This is a genomic window from Cohnella sp. SGD-V74 (assembly GCF_003001675.1).
Lineage (GTDB): Bacteria > Bacillota > Bacilli > Paenibacillales > Paenibacillaceae > Cohnella.
Window position 1 is genome coordinate 1 of sequence record NZ_PVYW01000044.1, and the last position, 5,677, is coordinate 5,677.

Annotated in this window: 7 protein-coding genes; 1 reads left to right on the forward strand and 6 read right to left on the reverse strand. The window is 60.0% G+C overall.

Going from position 1 to position 5,677, the window contains the following annotated elements; all coding sequences use genetic code 11:
• Positions 1-175 precede the first annotated feature (175 nt).
• The 5 genes from B0G52_RS34980 to thrC all read right to left on the reverse strand — a co-directional run bounded on the left by B0G52_RS34980 (position 176) and on the right by thrC (position 4,341).
• Positions 176-736 carry a manganese efflux pump MntP gene (locus B0G52_RS34980; RefSeq protein ID WP_094051074.1) on the reverse strand — a complete coding sequence of 187 codons (561 nt, stop codon included), beginning with the start codon at positions 734-736 and terminating at the stop codon, positions 176-178.
• A 124-nt stretch (positions 737-860) separates the two neighbouring features.
• Positions 861-2,018: an L-threonylcarbamoyladenylate synthase gene (locus tag B0G52_RS34985; RefSeq protein WP_094051077.1), complete on the reverse strand. Its 1,158-nt coding sequence runs from the start codon at positions 2,016-2,018 to the stop codon at positions 861-863.
• An 86-nt stretch (positions 2,019-2,104) separates the two neighbouring features.
• A complete protein-coding gene (locus B0G52_RS34990) occupies positions 2,105-2,752 on the reverse strand; it encodes a stage II sporulation protein R (protein ID WP_094051075.1) in 648 nt (215 codons plus the stop codon).
• A 91-nt stretch (positions 2,753-2,843) separates the two neighbouring features.
• Positions 2,844-3,041: a hypothetical protein gene (locus B0G52_RS35465; protein WP_143762691.1), complete on the reverse strand. Its 198-nt coding sequence runs from the start codon at positions 3,039-3,041 to the stop codon at positions 2,844-2,846.
• Positions 3,042-3,069: 28 nt separating this feature from the next.
• Positions 3,070-4,341 (reverse strand): threonine synthase, encoded by a 1,272-nt coding sequence (gene thrC, locus B0G52_RS34995; RefSeq protein ID WP_094051076.1) that lies wholly within the window; start codon positions 4,339-4,341, stop codon positions 3,070-3,072.
• A gap of 144 nt (positions 4,342-4,485) precedes the next feature.
• On the opposite strand from thrC, the gene B0G52_RS35000 reads away from it, so the two are divergent.
• Positions 4,486-5,373, forward strand: coding sequence for a LysR family transcriptional regulator (locus B0G52_RS35000; RefSeq protein WP_233163367.1), 888 nt, complete (start codon positions 4,486-4,488; stop codon positions 5,371-5,373).
• Between the two features lie 113 nt (positions 5,374-5,486).
• Here the strand turns inward: B0G52_RS35000 and B0G52_RS36420 are convergent.
• Positions 5,487-5,677, reverse strand: a 191-nt coding sequence (locus tag B0G52_RS36420; RefSeq protein WP_233163368.1) for a hypothetical protein, incomplete at its 5' end; no start/stop codon positions are given.

Genomic DNA, 5,677 nt, shown 5'->3' on the forward strand with positions numbered 1-5,677 from the left:
CTTTCTGGATCACGATCCCTTGCCCCGTTATGGCGAAGAGGGGAGGCGGACGTTCTCCGGCAAGCGGGTTCATCGCGGGCTGTATGCAAGCATAAGGGGCTTGATTCACGCCGATTGAGACATCAGAAACCCTCACTTCAGCCGAAGCGACAGCATAGGTAAGTGGCGGGAGTATTCATATAAGAAATAATAGACCAAATCCGAACAAAATAACACCGCCGAGCGCCTCTCCATATCCTCCCAGGCTTCGGCTCGCCTTTCTCCCGAGCATCAGTCCGAGCACGCTCATCAATCCGCCGAACAAGCCGAACAGCAGCACCGTCAGCCAGACATGCGCCGAGAACATCCCCAGGGACACTCCGACGGAAAAAGAATCGATGCTCACGCTGAATGCGAACACGAGCATTCCCCACAGCGTTCGGTGGTTGATCGAATCGACCGCCTCTCCGCGCAGGGAGCTGTACACCATATGCCCTCCGAGCAGGAGCAGCAGCGCACCGGCCGCGGAAGTGGCGATGCCCCCGAGCAGCTCGCTTACGTATTGCCCCGTATACATCCCGCCAAGCGGCATTAACACGTGGAAAACGCCGATCAGCGAGCTCAGCTTCAAAATGTCGTACAGCCGAACGCCCTTCAAACCGATTCCGATTCCGAGCGAGAACGCGTCCATGCCCAATGCGACCGCCATGACGAAAATGGTCAGCGCCTGACCGGCTGCCGCAGACACGTCAAACATGCTTGTCCCCCCTTGCATTCGGCCGGCGCGACGAACGTTCGTTACGCAGGCTGCCGCCTTGTCCTTCTCCACAACATATGCGGACAAGACGACGATCATGCAAAGGGGTTCGATTAGAGGAATGTCAGCGGACGGAGAGCTCGCGGCCTCCGGCGGCTTTGCGCAGCCGGTTCATGAGCGCGGCGCCGATTCCGTCCTCCGGGTAGCCTTCGGCGACGATGAAGTCGATGCCCCGCTCGTCGCATTCTCGCAGCGTCGCATACAACATCTGCGCGGCCTTCTCCGGTTTGCCGCGGGGACCACAGTCGAACACGGCGTCCGCCCGATAATCCGCGGCATGCTCCGTGCAGCTGAGCACCGCCACCCGCCGACCGGAGTCCGCGGCTTGGCTCGCCTGCTCCTGCACGACTGCCGGCAGCAGGTCGGCAGGGCCGGTGACCAGCAGCATCTCCCCGCGCGGCGCATAGTGCGCATACTTGACTCCCGGGGAGCGCGGCGCATCCGCTTCGGTTGCCGCGAGCGTTCCGGCTCTGCCCTCTAGCGTCGTTCCGACTCGCCCGTCTATCGCCGTCATTCCCGCTCGCCCTTCGGTCGTCATTCCCGCTTCAGCCTCTGCCGGCAACGCTTCTTCCGCCACATCGGCAAGCCCCGCGGTCGCTTCGCGAAGCTGCTCCCGCGTAATGCCGCCCGGGCGCAAAATATGAATCTTGCCGGCCACGACCCTGATCACGGTCGACTCCAGCCCGACTCCGGTCGCCCCGCCGTCCAGCACGCCGTCGATTCTCCCGTCCAGATCCTCCAGCACGTGCCGCGCCAGCGTCGGGCTCGGTCGTCCCGAGCGATTGGCGCTCGGCGCCGCGATCGGGCAGCCCGCCCGCTCGATCAACTCCCTGGCCAGTTCGTGCGCGGGAACCCGCACCGCGACCGTGTCCAACCCCGCCGTCACGAGCGGCGACACCGCCCCCTCTCGCACCGGCAGCACCAGCGTGAGCGGCCCCGGCCAGAAAGCGTCCATCAGCGCCGCCTCGACGGCGCCAATCTCTTTGGCCAGGCCGGCCACGCTTGCGCCGCGCGCCAGATGCACGATCAGCGGATTGTCGGACGGGCGGCCCTTGGCCGCGAATATCCTCCTCACCGCTTCCGTGCTCCCGGCGTCCCCCCCGAGACCGTACACGGTCTCGGTCGGGAACGCAACGACGCCGCCGGCGGCGATCGCCGCGGCGGCTTCCTCGATGCCGGCCCCGGGCGACTCCGCGGGCCAGTATTTCGTCTCTATGCTCATGATGCCGATCATCCTTGTCTCACGCTTTTTCCCGCTATTATAGCATACCGAAACGGGCCGGGTTAGGGCGTGTATGCAAACCCGCCCTAGCCGAACAGCGAGCCGAGGAACGCAAACAGCTTCTCCAGCAGCTCCCACAGGAAGAACTTCGCTTTGGGAGCTTCGTCTCCGTCACCTGCGGACGCCGTCCGAACTTCCGAAGCGGCTCCTGCATCCTCGTCAGCGGTAGCCGCGGTCAGGCAGAGCGGCGGAAACAGCACGCACCACCAGTTCGTCCCCTTCCCCTTGCCGAGCGTAATCCGCAGCGCCTCGTAGTTGCCGGCTTCGTACGACTCTCCTTCGAACATTTTCTCAGGAAAAGGCGCCTCTCCCAGCTCAGCGACGCCTTCATAGGAGACGCCAAGCTCATTCAGCTCGCGGTCCACGATGCCCTGTATGTCGTTCAGGCGGCTTTTAATGAGCGCGTACGCCTCGTCGTGGGTGTCGGGCATGCCGCCCCAAGATTGGATATAGGAGGCGATCTCGTCGCGCACTTTATTTTTGGCGGACTGATCCGCCTTCTTGTCGGAATTGGCGATAATGCGAATGCGAATGGCGTCTTCGGGAATGACGTCTCCCGAGCTCGCGGCGACATACTGCCCTGCTATGCCCAACAAACCGAAACCTACAGCAACGATCAGCAGAACGACTCTCGATACCGACGAAAAAGAAAAAAAATGATGGCTATTACGCATAGTTCCCGCTCCTTGTCGCACCCGTCGGTGCAGCGCTATGCGTTCCGGAACGTCTTAGCCATCAGTATGTCCGGATTGGAAATCTATAAACCTAGCAATCTGGATTTTCATTGAAATCTCTTTCTATATAGATTGAACCAATGAAATAGGAAATCCATTTCATTCCGAAAGGGATGGCTTTGCCGGCTTCAGACAGGTTGTTTTGAGTTGCTCTGATCGATAAGACCTTCATAGGTTTGCAACTCAAAGCCAAAACTCGCGGCAAAACCATTCCCTTTCTCCATTTCATTGGGTCCGCTCTTCGACGTATCTTTGGTTCAACCTATATATCGTGCCGCCTTCGCCCAACGTTTCATAGATTCGAGCGTCAGCTCTGCCGCAATCGTCCGATCCGCCTTGTCTTCCCATAGAGTCGTCCGCAAAATATCCGTGTCCTTAAGCAGATTGCCGGTGAGAATGCAGGCAGCCGTCTCGTCCTTATCGATCGTCCCGCTCGCGACCAGCTTTCGCAGGCCCGCGACCGTCGCCGCCGACGCCGGTTCGCAGCCGATGCCGCTCCGGTCGATCAGCCGCTTCGCTTCGAGAATCTCCTCGTCCGTCACCGAGCAAGTCGTCCCTCCGACGCCCGCGAGCAGATCCCTCGCCTTTTTCCAACTCGGAGGATGTCCGATGTTCATCGCCGAAGCGATCGTCGACGGCCGGTCGAACGGAATAAGCTCCTGCCTTCCTTCGGCCATCATCGCATGAAAAGGGCTCGCCCCTTCCGCCTGCACCAGAGCCACCTTCGGCATCCGCTCGATGAAGCCCAGGGCCAGCAAGTCCCTCAGCCCTTTGCAGAGCGCCGTTACGTTGCTGAGCGCCCCTCCGGGGAGGACGATCCAATCCGGAAGCCTCCAGCCCAAGCTTTGGGCCAGCTCGTAGACGATGCTCTTCTGACCTTCGATCCGATAAGGATTGATCGAATTGCAGATATACCATCCCAGCTCCCGCCCATGCCGTTCATAGAAACGGATGCCGTCGTCGTACGTGCCGTCGAAACCGATCACCTCGGCTCCATAGGCCAGCGTCTGAAGCACTTTGTTGACCGATACCTGCTCCTTCGGGACAAGCACGAACGATTCGCAGCCGGCCAGCGCCGCGTACATCGCCAGAGAAGACGAAGTGTTGCCCGTTGACGCGCAGGTGAAACGTTCGTATCCCAGAGCCCGTCCGTGGGACACCGCCACGGTCATTCCGTTGTCCTTGAACGAGCCGCTCGGATTTTCGCTCTGCGCTTTCAGCCACACCTCTCGCATTTCGACCGCTTGCCGGACCGGCTCGCAGCGGTACAATCCCGTGTTGCCCTCGTACTTGGTCACGATCGCGTCCTCCGGCAGCTCCGGATAGATCAATTCCTTATACCGCCACACTCCGCTCGCATACAGGCCAGTCCTTTCAGACAACCTCTCGTGAAAAATACGCTTCAGCCGCTCCGCATCCGCCCCCTTGAAGTCATGAACGATTTCAAGCAGTCCGCCGCATTCGCAGCGATACCCCGCATCCTCTTCCTTATGTCGTTTCCCGCAGTCGTAGCATACGATCGTCGCCATTTCAGATCCTCCCTCTCTTCTCCTGAAGTTCCTTTAGCGTTAGAATAAGGGAGGATATTTCATAAATCCAATATATTATAATTTAAATTACATAAATTCTGATTATGATTTATATGTTGACGGGAGAAAAGGAGGCCGGGAGAAATGCTGAATCTTCACGCGCTGCGCTTGTTTCTGAAAGTCGCGGAGCTCGGGAGCGTTACGCAAGCGGCGCAAGAGTTGAGCATCAGCCAGCCCGCGGTCACATCGCAGATCAAGAAGCTGGAGAAAGAGCTGGGACTGCAGCTCCTGTCCCCGCTGGGCCGGGGCGTGCGGCTGACCGAAGTGGGCGCACGGCTCGCCGGCGAGGCGGGCAGACTGTTCTCCCTGGAGCGGAACATCGAGGCCATGCTGGAGGAACACCGGCTGGGACAGGCGGGCACGCTGAAGATCGCCGCCACCTATCTGCCCGCCAACTTCCTGCTGCCGGGGCCGGTTGCGAGCTTCAAGCGCGAGCATTCGCATGCCGACGTCGCCTTCACGACGACCGGCTCGGCCCAAGCCTTCGACCTGCTGCTGCGCTTCGAAGCGGACATCGCCTTCATCGGAGGAGGAAAACGACTCGAGCACGCCGATCTGGAGGGCATCCCGTGGCTGGAAGACGAAATGTGGTTCGTCGTCCATCGGGAGCATCCGCTTGCGGACAAAACCGTCCCCCTGGCTGCGCTTGCCGAGGAACCGTTCGCGCTTCGCGAGCCGGGAAGCTTCTCCCGCGAGCAGCTCTTCTCGCTGTTCCGTCTTCGCGGATTGCCGCCGCCCCGCGTCGGCCTCGAAATGAACGGCTTCAGCGAGCTGATCCGCGTCGTCTCCGACGGCTACGGACTCGCCTTCCTCTCCGCGCTGGAAGCGCAAGAAGCCGTCGAGCTCGGCCCTCTGCGGCGAATCCGCGTCGAAGACGTCAGGCTGACCAACCCGATCAGCCTCTATACAAGAAAAGAACCTCTGTCCGCTCTGGCGGCAAGGTTCTTGGACTTGCTTTCTATCAAGAGGTAGAGCTTATGAAGGCAATGCTCGAAAGAGCGCTAGCCGTGGAAACCAAAGTGATCGCGGCGCGCTTATCTCTCGCCTCCGGACCCGGCCCAGACCAATAAGCCCGCACGGCGCGCTTATCCCCCGCCTCCGGCCACAGCACAGACCAATAAGCCCGCACGGCGTGCTCCCTCGCCTCCGGCCACAGCACAGACCAATAAGCCCGCACGACGCACTAGCGTTGCATAAAACTTCACGCGAAAATAACTACAATTAGCTATATATGTAATAATATAAGTGTTTTTCATGGCGATTATATAAAAAATCC